Source organism: Dryocola baronae (assembly GCF_051297175.1).
Classification (GTDB): domain Bacteria; phylum Pseudomonadota; class Gammaproteobacteria; order Enterobacterales; family Enterobacteriaceae; genus Dryocola.
Window position 1 is genome coordinate 3,660,817 of the sequence record NZ_JBINNY010000001.1, and the last position, 17,599, is coordinate 3,678,415.

A 17,599-nucleotide genomic window follows, 5' to 3' on the forward strand; every position below is an offset into this window, starting at 1 on the left:
TCTAACCAATACGCTGTCTCATGACCAGCCACGATTTTTAGTAGCCACCCTGAGGATATTAAATGAAATAATCGACTTCTTAATGTAAGAGCGCTGGCGTGAACCCGCTGTACTGATGCTGGGAAACAGGCCGCTATAAGGGACCGCGCTCGGCCCCTTGCACCTTTGCGCGTTCCAATCAGCACAGGCTCGGCTAATAAAAGCCGCCTATTGCGGCCACTTCATTTCGCCTTTTAATACCTTCGCGCTCAGCTCGAGGCTGGATTCGTCCTTCAGGTTCGGATACTGCTTTTTCATCGCGGCGATCAGCTCCGCCGAATCCTTCGCTTGCGGCAACGCGCTTTCAAGCGCCGTCAGGTAGTTCTGCGTGAAGGTTACGGACTCAAGCGTCTGCGCCGCGCCCGGTAAGAAATGCCCCGGCACCACCACCTGCGGTTCCAGCGCTTTGATCCCTTCCAGCGTTTGCTGCCAGTCGGCGCGCGATTGGACGGTTTGCGTGTCGGCAATCCACGGATGAATATTGTTCCCCGCCACCGGCACGCCGCCGACGACCGCCTTCAGCGAAGGTATCCACACGTAGGTGCGATCCGCCGTTGGGCCTTTCACTTCAATTTGCTGCCCGTCCACGGTGAAGCTTTTCCCCTCCATCGGCTGCGGCACAATCGCCTTGCCCGGCGCGTTATCTTTCAAAATCGGCCCCCAGTACGCCAGCTTGCCGTCTTTTGAGGACTCAATCGCCTTTACGGTTTCCGGCGTGGCGATGATTTTCACCAGCGGGAAGGCGGCCTTGATGACGTCCAGGCCGAAGTAGAAATCCGGGTCGGAATGGCTGATGTAAACGGTGGTCAGCCTTTTGCCGGTGGCCTTGATTTTCTTCACCAGCTGCTCGGCGTCGTTGCGCTGGAACTGGGCGTCAATCAGCACCACTTCATGCGCGCCGCTGACGATCTCGGAAGAAACCGGGAAAACGCTGCGCTCGCCGGGGTTATACACCTCCATCTTCAGCGGTTCCGCCGCGTTGGCAACGGCGCTAAGGCCGAAAACGCTGGTGAAGGTCAGGGTCAGTAACGAGGGTTTAAACATGGCAGGTGTCCTTAATGGGTCATAACGTTGCGGACATCTTACGTTGCATAAATCAGGACAAAAACCGGATAATAAGCAACTATTCATTGCGTAAATCGAGCGAATCATGGATCGCATTACCGCTGCCAGAGTCTTTGTCACCATCGTTGAGCGCGGCAGCATGATCGCCGCCGCCGAGCGGCTTGAGATGTCGCGGGCGATGGTTACCCGCTATCTCGCACAGATGGAAGAATGGGCCGGGGCGCGGCTTCTGCACCGCACCACGCGCAGGCTCAGCCTGACGGACGCGGGCGAACGCACGCTGCTGCTTTCGCGCAAAATGCTCGCCGTTGCGGAAGCTATCGATACGGTGGAACAGCGGCCAAACGATGAGATTCGCGGCCTGCTGCGCATTACCTGCTCCCAGTCGCTGGGGCAAACGGCGCTGGCGGGCGCGGTGACGCAGTACCTAAAGCACCACCCGCTCGTTGCCGTCGATTTGCAGATGAACAACCGCACGGTGAATCTGGTCGAAGAACGCATCGACCTTGCGCTGCGCATCACCAACGAGCTGGACCCCAATCTGATCGCCCGCCCGCTTTCCACCTGCGCGTCCGTTGTGTGCGCCTCGCCGGAATACCTGGCAGCTCGCGGCACCCCGCTGCTTCCGGAAGATCTTTCCGACCATAACTGCCTGACCTATTCGTGGTTCGGCAAAAGCCTGTGGCATTTTGACCACCGGGGCGAGAAATCGGCGGTGGCGGTGAGCGGCAACCTCAGCGCCAATGAGTCCGTGGTTTTGCTCGCCGGTACGCTACAGGGCGCGGGCATTTCGCTTCAGCCTTATTATTCCGCAGCACCTCTGCTGGCAAAGGGCGAGCTGGTTGAGATACTGCCGAACTACACGCCGCAGGCCATGGGCATCTACGGCATTTATACCTCCCGTAAACAGATGCCCGCCACGCTGCGTTCGATGCTCGATTTCCTGGTGGAGTGGTTCGCAACGGACGAGCGCTGGCTGGCGACGCTGCGGCGAGCGTGAGCCAGGTGTTAAGAATGTTTTCCTCCCGGGCGAAGGGCCGGGAGGAAAATAAAACGGTCAGTCAGGCTAACCTGGTTTCAATTCTGTTTATTCCCTTTCCTTTATTTTTTCGCGTTAACACTACATCCCCCACTTCACGGGTGTTACTGACGTGAGTTCCGCAACAGGGCATTTCAATATCTGCACATTGCCATATTCTCAATCCATTTCGTTGGGTAAATATTATAGGGTGCCCGTGAGAGAGGAATTCATTGACATCCTTCTGAAGGGAGATTAACTCCTGCGGCTCGATGTTCTTTGAGAAAGAATAGTCGGTACGATCTTTCTCGTGGTTAACAAACGATCCTTCAGCAGATAAAAAACCAGACAGCTTACTGACAAAATACTCAACAATATGACTCGCGGTATGCAATCGCATGGTATTAAGCCTTATGTCTTTATCTATTTTTCCTGATACCTGCTGCCCAATTTCAAAACCTTCTGTGCAGATAACATGCTTGATAGGTGCCGAAAAGTCGATCTCTTCAGTTTTTTCATCATAAAAATAAACAGCTGTCACAGGAATGTTGTCAATATATCCCACATCATAATTTTGATTACCCGAAAAGGGATAAAATAACGTTTTGTCTAAAACGATATAATCATCACCTATAGCAGTGATAACCGCGTTAAAGTGATAATCATACGGGGTTTCATCAAATAACCTTTCACTGGTCAACATAATTCAATCCTTGTCAGAGGGAGTAAAAGAATGGTATTAAAAAAGGCACTATAAATGTGATAATCCCTCCAGAGAGCAAAGCTACTGGAACATAACCAACGCCACAGTGTTTTTCTATAATAGGTAGCGTGACATCCATCGCCGTAGCCCCCGCCACCCCAATAGCAATATTTGCATTTCCTAGTCTTGATAGCGTGGGTATCAATAGCAGCGCGATGAGCTCACGAACCAGATCGCAGAGAAAAGCCACCGAACCCAAAACAGGGTTACCCATTTTGGTAAAGAGTATTCCCGAAAGCGTATACCAACCGAACCCTGAACTCACAGCCAGACTTTGGGTTAAATCAAGAGAAATAAATATTGATGCTATGGCTGCTCCTACGTATGACGCAAGTACAGTAACTAAGGTCATCACTATATTGTTCTTATTCAGGAAAATAGTCTTAACGCTGAGGCCCGAAAATGAAAGCTTGATGGCAATCACAAAAATCAAAAGATAGAGCAGCCCTGATATAAGGTAATCATAATCCAAACCTGGCATTATTTCATAATAACCAGCAATAAACCCTATAATGACTAATCCAACTAAAAGCAAGGGATCCTTGACATATTCGGTGATATCAAATGATACTTGAGTATCTTTTTCACTGCCGCTTGAATTGCTTTCACGGCAAGTTCTGACGTGGAAAATTTTAAGCGCAATAGCAATCGCTAACGATGAGGCAACCGCTATGCTTATCGCATTTAAGCCGACAGAATATAGCTCATCGAAAATACCTGGAATTAGACCAATGGTAACCCCCATCAAAACTAACAATGCATAAAGGCAGAAGTTTGAAATGAAGTTCACCTTGGTAATGTTAACATTTTTTACAACTTGCCTCATATTAAACCCAATAACAAATGCTATTAGTATCGGAAACAAATTTGATAATGCAGTAATCATTTTCTACCCTGAATATGAGTGGTGATAATATCTTCGATACTCTCGGCCCTACGTATTAATTGAGTATTACCTGTTGAGTCAATAAGATATTCCGCTGGACGGCATCGAGAGTTAAAGTTGGAGCTCATGGCGTAACCATATGCACCGGTATCTTTTATACAAATCAAATCCCCACGTTTCGTTTTTGCCAACATACGTTGCCTGGCAAAGACATCGCCAGACTGACAAAGGTTTCCGACCACATCATAAAGATATGTTGGTCCTTCATTGGAAGTGATGTTTACAATCTCGTGCCAGGCATTGTAAAGAAAGCAGCGAGCAAAATGATTAAAGCCGGTGTCAAGGCCAATGTATTTACGCATAATTCCATTTTTAACCGAACAAACTCTGGCGATGAGAGATCCGGAACTAGCAACAAGATAGCGTCCTGGTTCAAGAATAAATTTGACATCATTCCCTATACCACTTGACTCACGCAATTGATTAAACGATGAAAAAATATTATCTAAGTCAAAACTTTGGCCATTTTTGTAATCAAAACCAAACCCACCACCAAAATTAATACTCTTAAGGGATGTGAATTTTTTGGAAAGTTCAACCATTATTTTTGCATTGGCAATATAACTATCTGGAGAGAGATCACCCGAACCGATATGAGAGTGGATCCCTGTAATTGAAATTGATGCCGCTGCACATATTTCTATTGCTTTATCAATTTCATAAAGCGATACACCAAATTTTGACAATTCTCCATTAGTGACAACGCTGTCTGAATGACCACTGCCTACACCCGAATTCACTCTAAGATGTATAGAGTAGCCGCTATATCGCTGTGCTAAAAATTCAATTGCGTCAATTGAGCCGACTACTAAATTTAATTTATTGCTTACAGCATAGTCTATTTCTTTATCTGTTAGACAATCGGCATTATAGTAAATTTTATTACTATCTGTACCAATCAACTGAGCAATCTGTAGTTCTTCTATGGAACATGCATCGATACCAATGCCTGAACCAATAATTATTTTTAAAATTTCTGGATTTGAATTGGCTTTCATTGCATACAAAATTTCATACAACGGATTAGGAAAACGCTCCCTCAGTAAATTAATTTTTTCTTTAATAGCAATTTCGGAATATAAATAAAAAGGAGTTTCAGTGTTATTGGCTAAAATCTGGGCCGTGCGAATGATTTCCATATTATCTCATAGCCTGTAATTTTGATATATAGCGTTCGCCTGCATCGGGAGAGATACACATAATTCTCGAGTTTTCTCTTTCCTGCAAAAGACGCATAGCCACAGCTATCACAGCTCTACTAGATAACCCAACATCAAGAACATACTTTTGACGAAGGTGATCACAAACAGAAAATGCCTCACTATCCGTTACTGTATATAATTTATCTGCAGCAGTGCGGTTTAGTATTCCCGGTATAAAATTAGAACCCACCCCCTCTATTTTCCATGCTGATGGGAAGTACTCTCCTTCATTAAAATATGATTGATATATCGATCCAACCGGATCGGCGACAACAAACGTAGCTTTACTACCTTTTTCGTGAAAATATTTTTTTATGCCCATTAATGTTCCGCCAGAACCTACACCACATATTATAGTGTCAGCTTCACTTCCTCCTTGCTGCCAAAGTTCAGGTGCGGTACCCAAGTAATGAGCCATAGTGTTGGAAGAGTTATAAAACTGGTCACAAAAGAAGCGCCCATTTTGTTGCGAATATCGACGGGCTACATTTACATAGTGTTCAGCAGAGTCGCAGGGCGTTTCTGATGACATAATAATGACATTAGCGCCATAATATTTAAGTAACGCTAGTTTTTCTCTGCTGATCTTATCGTGGGTAATAATTGTAACCTTGTAACCCTTACATCGACCGATCCATGCAATACCAATTCCCGTATTCCCCGAAGTGGCCTCAACCAGTTCATCACCTGGCTTTATCGAATTATTATTTTCTGCATCAATAATTATCTTCAATGCTGTGCGATCTTTAATTGAGCCGCCGGGATTGTAGGATTCAAGCTTAACTCTAACATCTGCTCTTGGATAAATATCCTCGAGTATATGTACTACAGGCGTATTACCAATTAAAGACAACGTGTCGTTATGGTCTTTTTTCTCCACTAGCATCTTATCTCTTCCTAATCCTTTAGTGATGATTAAGATATAACGACAACTTAAATTTTCAGTCAATGAGACAATAACGCCTAAAAATAACGCGATAAATTTATAACAGTTGAATAATTTAAAAAATCAGCCTAATAATCCAAGATATATGCATGCCATGGTGTTTTTAACCATAAAAAAAAGAAAAACAGTCAGATAAACATACTAATAAAATAAAACCAATAATAAGACACTCTAATATCTTGCGAGCGCCACCTGTAATAACGCCCGAAAGAGGAATATATCAATATATATGCCTTAGCAATACCAAAAGACAATCAATCTACACGACAAATACAATAAGAGAATGAACATTTACTTCGTTGGCTCAAATATAACCGTGATTTTTAGAGGAGTGGTTCGCAACGGACGAGCGCTGGCTGGCGACGCTGCGGCGAGCGTGAGCCAGCTATACTGGTGACAGGAAACCCTCCGTAATAAAGGACAGCGCCATGCCCCTGACACCTTTTGAGCATTCCGACCCGTATACGCTCGGCGTTGAGCTGGAAATGCAGATCGTAAGCCCGCCGACTTACGACCTGAGTCAGGACTCGTCGCGCCTGATAAAAGATCTCAAGGGGCGCGTCAGCGTCGGGGAAGTCAAACACGACATCACCGAAAGTATGCTGGAGATCGCAACCGGCGTGTGCAAAAACCTCGACGAAGCCAGCACCCAGCTTCACGACCTGCGCCACCGCGTGCTGCAGGCCGCCGGTAATCACCACCTGGCGATCTGCGGCGGCGGCACGCACCCGTGGCAGAAATGGCAGCGGCAGGAGGTTTGCCAGAGCGAACGCTACAACCGCACGCTTGAGCTGTTCGGCTACCTGATGAAAGAGGCCACGGTGTTCGGCCAGCACGTCCACGTCGGCTGCGCCAGCCCGGAAGATGCGATTTATCTGCTGCACGGCCTGTCGCGCTTCGTGCCGCACTTCATCGCGCTGGCGGCCTCCTCCCCTTATATTCAGGGCTTCGACACCACCTACGCCTCATCGCGGCTGAACATCTTTTCGGCCTTCCCGGATAACGGCCCCGCGCCCTTTGTCGGCGACTGGCATGAGTTTGAATGGATGTACCAGCGTCTGGAAACCAGCGGCATCGTGGAATCCGTGAAGGATCTGCACTGGGATATTCGCCCCAGCCCGAAGTTCGGCACCGTCGAGGTGCGGGTGATGGACACGCCGCTGACGCTTTCCCGAGCGGTCAACGTCGCCGGGTTTATCCAGGCGCTGGCCCACTGGCTGCTGACGGAACGCCCGTTCGTGCCGCGTTCGGAAGACTATCTGCTCTATCGCTTTAACCGTTTCCAGGCCTGTCGCTTCGGGCTGGAAGGCAGGTTAACCGACGTGCGCACCGGCGAGCAGCGCACCCTCGCCGAAGACATTCTGCCGCTGCTCGATACGCTGGCCCCCTACGCGGACGAGCTAAAATGCAGCGATGCGCTGGACGATATCAGCGGCTACGTGCGGAAAAACGAAAGCGACACCCGGCAGATTCGCGAGTTTATTCTCAGCGGCGGGCTGCTAACGGAGCTGGTGAAAGAGCACTGCGAGATGTGGGCGGCGAAGTGACGCGTTGCGCCTGTTGCTAAATGTCGGATGGCGCTAACGCTTATCCGACCTACGGATGAGGCGCGGTGAATTTTGTCGGATGGCGCTGCGCTTATCCGACCTACGGATGCGGCGCGATGAATTTTGTCGGATGGCGCTAACGCTTATCCGACCTACGGAGCCTGGATTTGTAGGGTGGGTAAGCGCAAGCGCCACCCACCACAATTGTTTGATGGCGCTTGCGCTTATCAAACCTACGCTAATTCCGACCTACGCGTCCTGGATTTGTAGGGCGGGCAAATGCGGTGCCGCCCGCCGATTCCATATCGCACAACTTATACCCACCCGGCAAAAACCTTATCCCAATAATGGTTATTAATCATTCAGCTAACCTACCCATTAAGAGGTGTTTCTCTACCCAATCCTTAGCGACTTGATTTCACTCAATATACCACCCGCCTCAGTTGTTATTTTCGCCGCCGTAAATACGTCATAACAATGAGGTTACGATGGACGTCAGTCGCAGAAAGTTTTTTAAAATCTGTGCCGGCGGAATGGCAGGAACGACAGCGGCCATGCTGGGCTTTGCCCCGACCGCTGCGCTTGCGGAGGTGCGCAACTACAAGCTGCTGCGCGCCAAAGAAACCCGCAATACCTGTACCTACTGTTCCGTGGGATGTGGATTGTTGATGTACAGCCTGGGTGACGGCGCAAAGAACGCCAAATCCACTATTTTCCATATTGAAGGCGACCCGGATCACCCGGTCAGCCGCGGCGCGCTCTGCCCGAAAGGGGCTGGCCTGCTGGACTATATCCACAGCGACACCCGCCTGCGCTACCCGGAATACCGTGCGCCAGGCTCCGATAAGTGGCAGCGCATCAGCTGGGATGACGCATTTGAGCGCATCGCCCGCCTGATGAAGGACGACCGCGACGCGAACTTCGTTGAGAAAAACGAGCAGAACGTCACGGTGAACCGCTGGCTCTCCACCGGCATGCTGTGCGCGTCGGCGGCCAGCAATGAAACCGGCATGTTGACCCAAAAATTTGCCCGCTCGCTGGGCATGCTGGCAGTTGATAACCAGGCGCGCGTCTGACACGGACCAACGGTAGCAAGTCTTGCTCCAACATTTGGTCGCGGTGCGATGACCAACCACTGGGTTGATATCAAAAACGCCAACGTTGTGATGGTGATGGGCGGCAACGCCGCTGAAGCGCATCCGGTGGGATTCCGCTGGGCGATGGAAGCCAAAAACAACAACGACGCCACGCTTATCGTGGTCGATCCGCGCTTTACCCGCACCGCATCGGTTGCGGATATCTACGCGCCGATCCGCTCCGGCACCGACATTACCTTCCTGTCGGGCGTTATCCTCTACCTGATTTCCAACAACAAAATCAACGCCGAATACGTCAAGCATTACACCAACGCCTCGCTGCTGGTGCGCGACGACTTCAGCTTTGATGACGGCCTGTTCAGCGGCTACGACGCCGACAAACGTCAATACGACAAAACCACCTGGAACTATCAGTTCGACGAGAACGGTTTTGCGAAGCGCGACGAAACGCTCCAACATCCGCGCTGCGTGTGGAACCTGCTCAAAGAGCACGTTTCCCGCTACACGCCGGACGTTGTGGAACACATCTGCGGCACCCCGCAGGCGGACTTCGTCAAGGTGTGCGAAGTGCTCGCCTCAACCAGCGCCGCGGATCGTACAACCACCTTCCTCTATGCGCTGGGCTGGACGCAGCACACCGTGGGCGCGCAGAACATCCGCACCATGGCGATGATCCAGCTGCTGCTCGGCAACATGGGCATGGCGGGCGGCGGCGTAAATGCCCTGCGCGGCCACTCCAACATTCAGGGTCTGACCGACATCGGCCTGCTGTCCACCAGCCTGCCGGGCTACCTGACGCTGCCGTCAGAAAAGCAAACGGATCTGCAAACCTATCTGGCGGCCAACACGCCAAAAGCCACGCTGCCGGGCCAGGTGAACTACTGGGGCAACTATCCGAAGTTCTTCGTAAGCCTGATGAAGGCGTTCTACGGCGACGATGCCACCCGTGAAAACAACTGGGGCTTCGACTGGCTGCCGAAGTGGGATCAGTCCTACGACGTGCTGAAGTATTTCGACATGATGGACCGCAACAAGGTAACCGGCTACATCTGTCAGGGCTTCAACCCGGTGGCGTCCTTCCCGGACAAAAACAAGGTTGTCGCAAGCCTCAGCAAGCTGAAATACCTGGTGATTATCGATCCGTTAGTGACCGAAACCTCCAACTTCTGGCAGAACCACGGCGAGATGAACGACGTCGATCCGGCGAATATTCAGACCGAAGTCTTCCGCCTGCCGTCCACCTGCTTTGCGGAAGAAGACGGCTCCATTGCCAACTCCGGCCGCTGGCTACAGTGGCACTGGAAAGGCGCGGACGCACCGGGCGAAGCGCGCAACGACGGCGAGATCCTCGCGGGCCTCTACCATCGCATGCGCGAAATGTACCGCGCAGAAGGCGGTAAAGGTGCCGAACCGCTGCTGAAAATGGGCTGGCATTACGACATGCCGGATAGTCCGGAGTCCGAGGAGGTCGCCAAAGAGAGCAACGGCTACGCGCTCGAAGATCTCTACGATCCGAACGGCAACCTGCTGGCGAAAAAAGGCCAGCTGCTGGATTCGTTTGCGCTTCTGCGCGACGACGGCACCACCGCCTCCGCCTGCTGGATCTACGCCGGAAGCTGGACGTCGAAAGGCAACCAGATGGCGAATCGCGATAACGCAGATCCGTCTGGCCTTGGCAACACGCTGGGCTGGGCCTGGGCGTGGCCGATGAACCGCCGCATCATTTACAACCGCGCTTCCGCCGATCCGCAGGGTAAACCGTGGGACGCTAAGCGCATGTTGATCAAATGGAACGGCGCGAAGTGGGTCGGCAACGATATTCCGGACTACAACACCGCGCCTCCGGGCAGCGGCGTCGGGCCGTTTATCATGCAGCCGGAGGGCTTAGGCCGCCTGTTTGCCATCGACAAAATGGCCGAAGGGCCGTTCCCGGAGCACTACGAGCCGTTCGAAACGCCGCTGGGCACCAACCCGCTGCACCCGAACGTTGTCTCGAACCCGGCGGCGCGCCTGTACGAAGCCGACGCGAAGCGCATGGGCAAGCGCGAACAGTTCCCATACGTGGGCACCACGTACCGCCTGACCGAGCACTTCCACACCTGGACCAAGCACTCGCGGCTCAACGCCATCGTGCAGCCGGAACAGTTCGTGGAAATCAGCGAGAAGCTGGCGCAGGCCAAGGGCATCGCCAACGGCGACCGTGTGAAGGTCAGCAGCAAGCGCGGGTTTATTCGCGCGGTGGCGGTGGTTACCCAGCGCGTGCGCACGCTGAACGCGGGCGGCCAGGAGGTGGAAACCATCGGTATTCCGCTGCACTGGGGCTTTGAGGGCACGGCGCGCAAGGGCTACCTCGCGAACACCCTTACGCCGTCGGTCGGCGACGCCAACTCGCAGACGCCGGAGTACAAGGCGTTTCTGGTCAACATTGAGAAGGCGTAAGGAGCGAACTCATGTCCATGCAATCTCAGGATATTATTAAGCGCTCGGCAACCAACGCCATGACGCCACCGCCCCAGGCGCGTGACTACAGGGAAGAGGTCGCCAAGCTCATCGATGTGTCCAACTGTATTGGCTGCAAAGCCTGTCAGGTCGCCTGCTCGGAGTGGAACGACATCCGCGACGAGGTGGGCCACTGCGTCGGGGTGTACGACAACCCCGCCGACCTGAGCGCCAAATCCTGGACGCTGATGCGCTTTAGCGAAACGACGCAAAACGGCAGGCTGGAGTGGCTTATCCGCAAGGATGGCTGCATGCACTGCGCGGACCCAGGCTGCCTGAAGGCCTGCCCGTCCGCCGGGGCGATTATTCAGTACGCCAACGGCATCGTTGATTTTCAGTCGGAACACTGTATCGGCTGCGGCTACTGCATTGCCGGCTGCCCGTTCAACATTCCGCGCCTGAACAAAGACGATAACCGCGTCTACAAATGCACCCTGTGCGTTGACCGCGTAAGCGTGGGCCAGGAACCGGCCTGCGTGAAAACCTGCCCAACCGGTGCCATCCACTTTGGCACAAAGAAGGAGATGCTCGAGGTCGCCGACGAACGCGTCGGCAAGCTGAAAAAGCGCGGCTACGAGCACGCGGGCGTCTACAACCCGCAGGGCGTGGGCGGCACGCACGTGATGTACGTTCTGCATCACGCCGACCAGCCGGAGCTGTACCACAACCTGCCAAAAGACCCGCAGATCGATACGCCAATCAGCCTGTGGAAAGGCTTGCTCAAACCGCTGTCGGCGGCGGGCTTTATCGCCACCTTTGCCGGGCTGATTTTCCACTACGTGGGCGTTGGGCCGAACGAAGAGGTGGATGAAGACGAGGAGGAACATCATGACTAAGCAGAGCAAGATGATTGTCAGGACGAAATTTATCGACCGCGCCTGTCACTGGACGGTGGTCATTTGCTTCTTCCTGGTGTCGCTCTCCGGCATCGCGCTGTTCTTCCCGACGCTGCAATGGCTGACGGAAACCTTCGGCACGCCGCAGATGGGCCGCATCCTGCACCCGTTCTTCGGCGTGCTGATCTTCGTGGCGCTGATGTTTATGTTCGTGCGCTTCGTGCATCACAACATTCCCGATAAACACGATATTCCGTGGGTAAAAGGCATTGTTGAGGTGCTCAAAGGCAACGAGCACAAGGTGGCGAAGGTTGGCAAATATAACGCCGGTCAAAAGATGATGTTCTGGACCATCATGAGCATGATTTTCGTGCTGCTGGTGACCGGCGTCATCATCTGGCGTCCGTACTTTGCCGACTTCTTCCCGATGAAGCTCGTGCGCTACAGCCTGCTCATCCACGCCACCACGGCGATTATTTTGATCCATGCCATCCTCATCCATATGTATATGGCGTTCTGGGTGAAAGGCTCAATTAAGGGCATGATCGTCGGCAAAGTCAGCCGCCGCTGGGCGAAGAAGCACCACCCGCGCTGGTATCGTGAAGTGGAAGCGGTAGAAGCGAAAAAAGAAAGTACCGAAGGATTGTAATAATTAAAAGGTGAACGATTACCCGGATCGTTCACCTTTATTAACATTCATTTTCCAGCTCTGGAAGCTATTTCGCAAAAACGCCTTAAGAACGTCCATTTAATTTATTTTAACTTGCCTCCAATTATTCTTTCCCGTAAATTCCGCGCAGCCTCACCCCCGTTAATAATTCATAAAATAAATATCAAAAGAACAACGCATCATTTAATTAAACACCCTAAACCTTTTTCATTCTTAATTTATATATTTAAGTAATAGAAATTTAATATGAATAAAGCCAGTACCGCCGCTATTCCTGCCCCGACCGCCGACGGTAGAAATTCGCTGCTAAAAACGCTGCTGTGGATTTGCAAATATCACGGAAAAACCATTAGTGAAACTGCTTTCTGCGCGGGTTTACCGTTAAAAGGCGAAATGACCGTCGGCCAGGGTATTCAGGCTTTGGCCCGGCACGGTTTTAATGCCGGAACGGTCGCCCGTTCGGCGCGGGAAATATCGCCATTATTATTACCCGCCGTTGCGCTGAAAAATGACGGCCAGGCGACGTTAATATTGGCGAAAGAACAAAATCAACGCGGCGAAGAAAAGCTAAAAATAGCCAGCGCGGAAAATAACTTTTTCGCGGAGTGGGTTGATGCCGAAACGCTGCGGGAAAGCCACTCCGGCTATATATTGCTGGTAAGCAAACTGCCCGCTGGCGATAACCGGCTTGGCGACGTCACCCCTTCGCCCGTCGGGCACTGGCTGTGGAGCACGCTGTGGAACTACCGCAGCTTTTATCTGAACGCCGCCTTCGCCGCGCTGCTGGTCAACGTGCTGACGCTCGCCGGAACCTTTTTCACCATGAACGTCTACGACCGCGTGGTGCCCAACCAGGCCTACGTCACCCTGTGGTCGCTGGCGATTGGCGTGGGGCTTGCGACGTGCATGGAATTTCTGGCGCGTAATATTCGCGCCTTCCTGGTCGATGACGCGGGGAAAAAAGCCGATCTGGTCATTGGCTCACGCCTGTTCCGGCAGGTGATGGCGATGCGTATGGAGCACAAGCCCTCGTCGGCGGGCACCTTCGCCAACCAGATGCGCGAGTACGAATCCGTCCGCGAGTTCGCAAGCTCCGCAACGCTCGTCACCCTCAGCGACGTGCCGTTTATCTTCCTGTTTCTAATGATTATCTTCCTGATAGGAGGGCCGCTGGTGCTGGTTCCGCTGGCGCTGATCCCGCTGATTGTCATCATCAGCCTGCTTATCCAGTGGCCGCTGGCAAAAATCATGCGCGAAAACCTGCGCGAAAGCTCGCTGCGTCAGGGCGTACTGATCGAATCCATCGACGGGCTGGAATCCCTGAAGGCCGCCGGTGGCGAAGGACTGATGCAATACCGCTGGGAGCATTACAACGCCCTGCTTAGCGCCTCCTCGCTGAAATCCAGGCGTTATTCAACCCTTGCAACCAGCGCGATTACCGCCTTCCAGCAGATACAGACCGTGGCGCTGGTGTGCTGGGGCGTCTACCTGATCGGCGGCGGCACGCTTTCCATGGGGGCGTTAATCGGCTGCGTGATTCTATCCGGCCGGGTAATAGCGCCGCTTGGGCAGATTGTCGGCCTGGCGGTGCGCTTCCAGCAGGCCCGCGCCGCCATGACGTCTATCACCGCCATTTTCGACAAGCCCGTCGAGCACGATGCCAGCCGCAGCTATTTTTCCGCACCTACGCTGAGCGGCGCGCTGACGCTCAATAAAGTCTCCTTCGCCTGGCCCGCCCTTGAAGGCGTACAAAGCGATCCGGTGCTGGTTAACCTCTCGCTGGCGATTAGGCCCGGCGAGCGCATTGCGATTTTGGGCAAAATCGGCAGCGGCAAATCCACGCTGCTGCGCCTGATGGCGGGCCTTTATCAGCCCACGGAGGGGCAAATCCTGCTCGACGGGCTGGACGCGCGGCAAATCGCCCCGTCGGACTGGCGGCAGGCCGTTGGCTTCGTCGGCCAGGACGCAAGGCTGTTTCACGGCACGCTGCGCGACAACATCTGCATCGGCAGGCCGAACTGCACCGGCGAAGAGCTGCTCAACGTGGCTCGCCTTACCGGCCTCGACGGCCTGGCCATGCGCCATCCACAGGGTTACGACATGCCGATAGGCGAGCGCGGCGCGGGGCTGTCCGGCGGGCAGCAGCAGCTTGTGGTGCTTGCGCGCTGCCTGCTTAGCCAACCGGCGCTGCTGCTGATGGATGAACCCACCAGCGCCATGGATACCCAGACCGAAAAAGCGTTTCTTGATCGGCTTGCGCAGGCCACACGGCGGCAGACGCTGGTGGTCGTTACCCACCGCTATTCGCTGCTCGAAGGGGTCGACCGCATCATCGTGATGGACGACGGGAAAATCATGCTCGACGGGCCGAAGCAGGACGTGCTCGCGGCGCTGACCCGCAGCGGCAGCTAGCCGCATTGCCAGGAAAATCAACGGAATGAACATCAGAAAAAAACATCGGCCGCTCGGCGAGCAGGAGCTGGCCTTTGTGGAAGATTTACGGGCCGCCATGCTGGTGCAGTCCCCGCGCTCGTCCACGCGGGTGCTGGCGATAATGCTGCTGACGCTCGCCGTCGGCGCGGCGTGGGCCAGCCTTTGCAGCGTCGAGGAAATCGTTAAGGCGGAGGGCAAAATTATCCCGTCCAGCCGCGAACAGGTTATTCAAAGCCTTGAGGGCGGCATCATCGAAGAGATTCTGGTGCACGAGGGCGATCGTGTTGAAAAAGGCCAGGTGCTGCTGAAAATCGACGCCACGCGGGCGGGCGCTTCGTGGCGCGAAGGCCAGTCCAAAGGCGTCGCGCTGGAAGGTACGGTGGCAAGGCTGCGCGCCGAAGCGTTTGACCAGCCGCTTACCTTTCCGGATTCGGTAAAGGCGGTGCCGTCCATCGTGCGCGACGAAACTAACGCCTGGCGGGCGCGGCAAAAAGCCCTCAGCGAAGGCGTGTCCACGCTCTCCCGCAGCCTTGCGCTGGCTGAAAAAGAGATTGGCATGTCGCAGCCGCTGGTCAACGAAGGGCTGATGTCGGAAGTGGAGCTGCTGCGCATGAAGCGCCAGGCGAACGACATTCGTTTGCAGATAAACGAACGCCACAACCAGTACCGCGCCGAAGCCAACGCCGAGCTGGTGCGGCTGGAGTCAGAGCTTGCCCAGACCCGCGAATCGGTTATTGCCCGCCAGGATCTGATGCAGCGCACGACGCTTACCGCCCCGGTGAAGGGCATCGTCAAAAATATCCGCATGAACACGCCGGGCGGCGTCATTCAGCAGGGCGCAGACATTATGGAAATCGTCCCACTCGAAGAAGAACAGTGGGTGGAGGCCAAGGTGCGCCCGGCGGACGTCGCCTTTTTAAAGCCCGGCCTGCCGGTGATGGTCAAGCTCACCGCCTATGACTATGCGATCTACGGCGGGCTGGAAGGCACGCTTGAGTACATCAGCCCCGACACCCTCGAAGATGAAAAAAACCGCCAGCCGGGCGTCGACTCGTCGTTTTACCGCATCGTGGTGCGCTCGGAGCACCGGACGCTGACGGCGGGCAATAAAAGCTGGCCGATTATTCCCGGCATGGTGGCGTCGGTTGAAATTAAAACGGGGGAGAAAACCATCATGAGCTACCTGCTCAAGCCGGTGATGAAAGCCCGCGAAGCCTTCAGGGAACGATAATGCGCGTAATAGCTACGGTTTTACTTGCCCTGACGCTGGGTGCAGCCAATGCGGCCACGCCGCAGGACGAACAGGAAATCCGCGAGCGGCTCCGGCAATCGGTCGCGATAGCCCTGTCGCGGGATAACACGGTGCGGCAAAAGCAGGCCGAATGGGAGGCCGCCGCCCAGGACGTGGCGTCAAGCGAAGGGGAGCGCTGGCCGCAGGTAAACGTTTCATCCGCGTGGCTGCCGCTTTCGAACGCGAATAACGGCGGCGGCAATCGGGAAACGACCAGCCTAAACGCATCGCTCAGCCTGCCGCTATTCGACTGGGGCCGCCTGTCACACGCCATAGAAAACCGCCGCTACCGTGCGGTCATGGCCGGGGAAAGCTACCGCGCCGCCCTTGACGAGCTGGCGCTCAAGGTGAGTGAAAACCATCTCAACCTCGCCCGCAAACAGGCGGTGCTGGAGCTGGCGCAGGCCTACACGGCAAGAATGAACGAGCTGGTGGCGATGCTGGAACGCATCACGCAGGTTGACGCGGGCCGTAAAAGCGAACTCACGCAGGCCACGGCGCGGCTGCTGCAGGCCGAGCAGGCCCGCGACGACACGCAGTACGAAATTACCGCGCTTGCCGTCGAGCTGGAAAAATGGCTGGGCAGCCCTTCCCTTACGGTCATCGACAGTGCGCCGCGCTGGAAGCTTGCGGCCCCCAATTTAAAAAGCGCGCTGGCTAGCAGCGATAAAAGCCCGCTCATCGGCGAGCTGGAGGCCGCGTATCAGGCGCAGATGGCAAGCGTCGAAGAAGAAAAAGCCAAAGGGCTGCCCAACCTGAGCCTGGTTGCCAGCAAAACCCTGGCCGACCCCGGCGACGACAACCTCCAGGCCGGGGTACGCGTAAGCTGGGATGCCTTCAGCGGCTTTTCCGATACCGCGCGCGTCAGGGCCGCCGGGGCGCGCGCCGCGGCCTTAAAGGACGAGCTGGCGCAGCGTAAAAAAGACACCCGCTACGCCCTGAAATCACAGCATGAAACCGTTTTGCGGCTGGCCCATCGGGAGCAGGCGTGGCGGCAGCTGTCGGTGGAAAGCGACCAGATCCGCATGATGTTTTACAAACAGTGGTACCACCTCGGCAAGCGCACGCTGCTCGACGTGCTCATTGCGGAATCAGAACACTACAACAACCAGGTCAACGCGGTGACCAGCCGCTATGACCGTTACGTACAGATAATCACCCTGAGAAGAAACGCGGGCCAGCTGCTGAGCTGGCTTGAGCCCGGCCAGCCCGACGATGCGGCGCGGCCATAACAACACGAAGGAGGG

The 17,599-nt window shown here is 54.2% G+C and carries 13 protein-coding genes; 8 read left to right on the forward strand and 5 right to left on the reverse strand.

Annotation, left to right across the window (positions count from 1 at the left end):
* Positions 1-207 precede the first annotated feature (207 nt).
* Positions 208-1,083, reverse strand: coding sequence for an MBL fold metallo-hydrolase (locus ACSPHG_RS17440; RefSeq protein WP_435954746.1), 876 nt, complete (start codon positions 1,081-1,083; stop codon positions 208-210).
* Between the two features lie 106 nt (positions 1,084-1,189).
* Here ACSPHG_RS17440 and ACSPHG_RS17445 point away from each other — a divergent pair, with 106 nt between their 5' ends.
* Positions 1,190-2,104: a LysR family transcriptional regulator gene (locus ACSPHG_RS17445; protein WP_435954747.1), complete on the forward strand. Its 915-nt coding sequence runs from the start codon at positions 1,190-1,192 to the stop codon at positions 2,102-2,104.
* A 61-nt stretch (positions 2,105-2,165) separates the two neighbouring features.
* Here ACSPHG_RS17445 and ACSPHG_RS17450 read toward each other — a convergent pair whose 3' ends face one another.
* The 4 genes from ACSPHG_RS17450 to ACSPHG_RS17465 are packed head-to-tail and all read right to left on the reverse strand — an operon-like array spanning position 2,166 to position 5,982.
* On the reverse strand, positions 2,166-2,825 hold the full coding sequence (locus ACSPHG_RS17450; protein ID WP_435954748.1) for an alanine--tRNA ligase-related protein: 660 nt from the start codon (positions 2,823-2,825) through the stop codon (positions 2,166-2,168).
* A gap of 13 nt (positions 2,826-2,838) precedes the next feature.
* Positions 2,839-3,771, reverse strand: coding sequence for a LysO family transporter (locus ACSPHG_RS17455; RefSeq protein WP_435954749.1), 933 nt, complete (start codon positions 3,769-3,771; stop codon positions 2,839-2,841).
* Positions 3,768-4,970, reverse strand: a complete 1,203-nt coding sequence (lysA, locus tag ACSPHG_RS17460) for a diaminopimelate decarboxylase (RefSeq protein ID WP_435954750.1) — start codon at positions 4,968-4,970, stop codon at positions 3,768-3,770. Before lysA ends, ACSPHG_RS17455 begins: the two co-directional genes overlap by 4 nt.
* Position 4,971: 1 nt before the next feature.
* Positions 4,972-5,982, reverse strand: coding sequence for a PLP-dependent cysteine synthase family protein (locus tag ACSPHG_RS17465; protein WP_435954751.1), 1,011 nt, complete (start codon positions 5,980-5,982; stop codon positions 4,972-4,974).
* 425 nt (positions 5,983-6,407) lie between these two features.
* Between ACSPHG_RS17465 and ACSPHG_RS17470 the strand changes: the two genes are divergently transcribed.
* The 7 genes from ACSPHG_RS17470 to ACSPHG_RS17500 all read left to right on the forward strand — a co-directional run bounded on the left by ACSPHG_RS17470 (position 6,408) and on the right by ACSPHG_RS17500 (position 17,584).
* Entirely contained in the window at positions 6,408-7,526 is a 1,119-nt protein-coding gene (locus tag ACSPHG_RS17470) for a YbdK family carboxylate-amine ligase (protein WP_435954752.1), read from the forward strand.
* Between the two features lie 488 nt (positions 7,527-8,014).
* Complete coding sequence (gene fdnG / locus ACSPHG_RS17475) at positions 8,015-11,062, forward strand: formate dehydrogenase-N subunit alpha (RefSeq protein ID WP_435954753.1); 3,048 nt, start codon at positions 8,015-8,017, stop codon at positions 11,060-11,062.
* Between the two features lie 11 nt (positions 11,063-11,073).
* The gene (gene fdxH, locus ACSPHG_RS17480; RefSeq protein ID WP_435954754.1) at positions 11,074-11,958 is read left to right on the forward strand and encodes a formate dehydrogenase subunit beta; all 885 of its coding nucleotides are present in this window, start codon (positions 11,074-11,076) and stop codon (positions 11,956-11,958) included.
* Positions 11,951-12,607, forward strand: a complete 657-nt coding sequence (gene fdnI, locus ACSPHG_RS17485; RefSeq protein WP_435954755.1) for a formate dehydrogenase-N subunit gamma — start codon at positions 11,951-11,953, stop codon at positions 12,605-12,607. Before fdxH ends, fdnI begins: the two co-directional genes overlap by 8 nt.
* 267 nt (positions 12,608-12,874) lie before the next feature.
* The gene (locus tag ACSPHG_RS17490) at positions 12,875-15,040 is read left to right on the forward strand and encodes a type I secretion system permease/ATPase (protein ID WP_435954756.1); all 2,166 of its coding nucleotides are present in this window, start codon (positions 12,875-12,877) and stop codon (positions 15,038-15,040) included.
* A gap of 25 nt (positions 15,041-15,065) precedes the next feature.
* Positions 15,066-16,292, forward strand: a complete 1,227-nt coding sequence (locus ACSPHG_RS17495; protein ID WP_435954757.1) for an HlyD family type I secretion periplasmic adaptor subunit — start codon at positions 15,066-15,068, stop codon at positions 16,290-16,292.
* A complete protein-coding gene (locus ACSPHG_RS17500) occupies positions 16,292-17,584 on the forward strand; it encodes a TolC family protein (protein WP_435954758.1) in 1,293 nt (430 codons plus the stop codon). Before ACSPHG_RS17495 ends, ACSPHG_RS17500 begins: the two co-directional genes overlap by 1 nt.
* Positions 17,585-17,599: the final 15 nt, after the last annotated feature.

Coding starts and splice junctions, on each gene's coding strand:
- ACSPHG_RS17495 (WP_435954757.1), top strand. CDS start 15,066: ATGAACATCAGAAAAAAACATCGGCCGCTCGGCGAGCAGGAGCTGGCC.
- ACSPHG_RS17500 (WP_435954758.1), top strand. CDS start 16,292: ATGCGCGTAATAGCTACGGTTTTACTTGCCCTGACGCTGGGTGCAGCC.
- ACSPHG_RS17450 (WP_435954748.1), bottom strand. CDS start 2,825: ATGTTGACCAGTGAAAGGTTATTTGATGAAACCCCGTATGATTATCAC.
- ACSPHG_RS17470 (WP_435954752.1), top strand. CDS start 6,408: ATGCCCCTGACACCTTTTGAGCATTCCGACCCGTATACGCTCGGCGTT.
- fdxH (WP_435954754.1), top strand. CDS start 11,074: ATGTCCATGCAATCTCAGGATATTATTAAGCGCTCGGCAACCAACGCC.
- lysA (WP_435954750.1), bottom strand. CDS start 4,970: ATGGAAATCATTCGCACGGCCCAGATTTTAGCCAATAACACTGAAACT.
- ACSPHG_RS17455 (WP_435954749.1), bottom strand. CDS start 3,771: ATGATTACTGCATTATCAAATTTGTTTCCGATACTAATAGCATTTGTT.
- ACSPHG_RS17490 (WP_435954756.1), top strand. CDS start 12,875: ATGAATAAAGCCAGTACCGCCGCTATTCCTGCCCCGACCGCCGACGGT.
- ACSPHG_RS17440 (WP_435954746.1), bottom strand. CDS start 1,083: ATGTTTAAACCCTCGTTACTGACCCTGACCTTCACCAGCGTTTTCGGC.
- fdnI (WP_435954755.1), top strand. CDS start 11,951: ATGACTAAGCAGAGCAAGATGATTGTCAGGACGAAATTTATCGACCGC.
- ACSPHG_RS17445 (WP_435954747.1), top strand. CDS start 1,190: ATGGATCGCATTACCGCTGCCAGAGTCTTTGTCACCATCGTTGAGCGC.